Source organism: Pseudomonas zanjanensis, assembly GCF_014268745.2.
GTDB classification, from domain to species: Bacteria; Pseudomonadota; Gammaproteobacteria; order Pseudomonadales; family Pseudomonadaceae; genus Aquipseudomonas; species Aquipseudomonas zanjanensis.
Genome location: NZ_JABWRB020000015.1, coordinates 1 through 3,266 on the forward strand (window position 1 = coordinate 1; position 3,266 = coordinate 3,266).

General features: G+C 51.3%; 2 rRNA genes. Both read left to right on the plus strand.

The features are described 5' to 3' along the window. Nucleotides 1-164: 164 nt before the first annotated feature. Nucleotides 165-3,056, plus strand: a 23S ribosomal RNA gene (locus HU715_RS27175). Between the two features lie 156 nt (nt 3,057-3,212). Next, nucleotides 3,213-3,266 (plus strand): 5S ribosomal RNA (rrf, locus tag HU715_RS27770); the annotation flags it as partial.

A 3,266-nucleotide genomic window follows, 5' to 3' on the forward strand; every position in this document is an offset into this window, starting at 1 on the left:
TCGTTCTTTAAAAATTTGGGTATGTGATAGAAAGATAGACTGAACGTTACTTTCACTGGTAACGGATCAGGCTAAGGTAAAATTTGTGAGTTCTCTTAGTTGAGAAATTCGAATTTTCGGCGAATGTCGTCTTCACAGTATAACCAGATTGCTTGGGGTTATATGGTCAAGTGAAGAAGCGCATACGGTGGATGCCTTGGCAGTCAGAGGCGATGAAAGACGTGGTAGCCTGCGAAAAGCTTCGGGGAGTCGGCAAACAGACTTTGATCCGGAGATGTCTGAATGGGGGAACCCAGCCATCATAAGATGGTTATCTTGTACTGAATACATAGGTGCAAGAGGCGAACCAGGGGAACTGAAACATCTAAGTACCCTGAGGAAAAGAAATCAACCGAGATTCCCTTAGTAGTGGCGAGCGAACGGGGACTAGCCCTTAAGCTTCTTTGATTTTAGCGGAACGCTCTGGAAAGTGCGGCCATAGTGGGTGATAGCCCTGTACGCGAAAGGATCTTAGAAGTGAAATCGAGTAGGACGGAGCACGAGAAACTTTGTCTGAATATGGGGGGACCATCCTCCAAGGCTAAATACTACTGACTGACCGATAGTGAACTAGTACCGTGAGGGAAAGGCGAAAAGAACCCCGGAGAGGGGAGTGAAATAGATCCTGAAACCGTATGCGTACAAGCAGTGGGAGCCCACTTTGTTGGGTGACTGCGTACCTTTTGTATAATGGGTCAGCGACTTATTTTCAGTGGCGAGCTTAACCGAATAGGGGAGGCGTAGCGAAAGCGAGTCTTAATAGGGCGTCTAGTCGCTGGGAATAGACCCGAAACCGGGCGATCTATCCATGGGCAGGTTGAAGGTTGGGTAACACTAACTGGAGGACCGAACCGACTACCGTTGAAAAGTTAGCGGATGACCTGTGGATCGGAGTGAAAGGCTAATCAAGCTCGGAGATAGCTGGTTCTCCTCGAAAGCTATTTAGGTAGCGCCTCATGTATCACTGTAGGGGGTAGAGCACTGTTTCGGCTAGGGGGTCATCCCGACTTACCAAACCGATGCAAACTCCGAATACCTACAAGTGCCGAGCATGGGAGACACACGGCGGGTGCTAACGTCCGTCGTGAAAAGGGAAACAACCCAGACCGTCAGCTAAGGTCCCAAAGTTATGGTTAAGTGGGAAACGATGTGGGAAGGCTTAGACAGCTAGGAGGTTGGCTTAGAAGCAGCCACCCTTTAAAGAAAGCGTAATAGCTCACTAGTCGAGTCGGCCTGCGCGGAAGATGTAACGGGGCTCAAACCATACACCGAAGCTACGGGTATCACGTAAGTGATGCGGTAGAGGAGCGTTCTGTAAGCCTGTGAAGGTGAGTTGAGAAGCTTGCTGGAGGTATCAGAAGTGCGAATGCTGACATGAGTAACGACAATGGGTGTGAAAAACACCCACGCCGAAAGACCAAGGTTTCCTGCGCAACGTTAATCGACGCAGGGTTAGTCGGTCCCTAAGGCGAGGCTGAAAAGCGTAGTCGATGGAAAACAGGTTAATATTCCTGTACTTCTGGTTATTGCGATGGAGGGACGGAGAAGGCTAGGCCAGCTTGGCGTTGGTTGTCCAAGTTTAAGGTGGTAGGCTGGAATCTTAGGTAAATCCGGGATTCCAAGGCCGAGAGCTGATGACGAGTTACCCTTTGGGTGACGAAGTGGTTGATGCCATGCTTCCAAGAAAAGCTTCTAAGCTTCAGGTAACCAGGAACCGTACCCCAAACCGACACAGGTGGTTGGGTAGAGAATACCAAGGCGCTTGAGAGAACTCGGGTGAAGGAACTAGGCAAAATGGCACCGTAACTTCGGGAGAAGGTGCGCCGGTGAGGGTGAAGCACTTGCTGCGTAAGCCCACGCCGGTCGAAGATACCAGGCCGCTGCGACTGTTTATTAAAAACACAGCACTCTGCAAACACGAAAGTGGACGTATAGGGTGTGACGCCTGCCCGGTGCCGGAAGGTTAATTGATGGGGTTAGCTAACGCGAAGCTCTTGATCGAAGCCCCGGTAAACGGCGGCCGTAACTATAACGGTCCTAAGGTAGCGAAATTCCTTGTCGGGTAAGTTCCGACCTGCACGAATGGCGTAACGATGGCGGCGCTGTCTCCACCCGAGACTCAGTGAAATTGAAATCGCTGTGAAGATGCAGTGTATCCGCGGCTAGACGGAAAGACCCCGTGAACCTTTACTATAGCTTTGCACTGGACTTTGAATTTGCTTGTGTAGGATAGGTGGGAGGCTTTGAAGCGTGGACGCCAGTCTGCGTGGAGCCATCCTTGAAATACCACCCTGGCAACTTTGAGGTTCTAACTCAGGTCCGTTATCCGGATCGAGGACAGTGTATGGTGGGTAGTTTGACTGGGGCGGTCTCCTCCTAAAGAGTAACGGAGGAGTACGAAGGTGCGCTCAGACCGGTCGGAAATCGGTCGTAGAGTATAAAGGCAAAAGCGCGCTTGACTGCGAGACAGACACGTCGAGCAGGTACGAAAGTAGGTCTTAGTGATCCGGTGGTTCTGTATGGAAGGGCCATCGCTCAACGGATAAAAGGTACTCCGGGGATAACAGGCTGATACCGCCCAAGAGTTCATATCGACGGCGGTGTTTGGCACCTCGATGTCGGCTCATCACATCCTGGGGCTGAAGCCGGTCCCAAGGGTATGGCTGTTCGCCATTTAAAGTGGTACGCGAGCTGGGTTTAGAACGTCGTGAGACAGTTCGGTCCCTATCTGCCGTGGACGTTTGAGATTTGAGAGGGGCTGCTCCTAGTACGAGAGGACCGGAGTGGACGAACCTCTGGTGTTCCGGTTGTCACGCCAGTGGCATTGCCGGGTAGCTATGTTCGGGAAAGATAACCGCTGAAAGCATCTAAGCGGGAAACTTGCCTCAAGATGAGATCTCACTGGGACCTTGAGTCCCCTGAAGGGCCGTCGAAGACTACGACGTTGATAGGCAGGGTGTGTAAGCGCTGTGAGGCGTTGAGCTAACCTGTACTAATTGCCCGTGAGGCTTGACCATATAACACCCAAGCAATTTGCTGACTCGAAAGAGCACCAGATTGCGGTGTGTGAAGACGAAACGAACCGAAAGTTCGAATCTCACAAAACACCGACACTATCACATACCCAATTTGCTGAAGCGAGGCCATCAGGCCACGACTCAGTACCCGAATTTCTTGACGACCATAGAGCATTGGAACCACCTGATCCCATCCCGAACTCAGCAGTG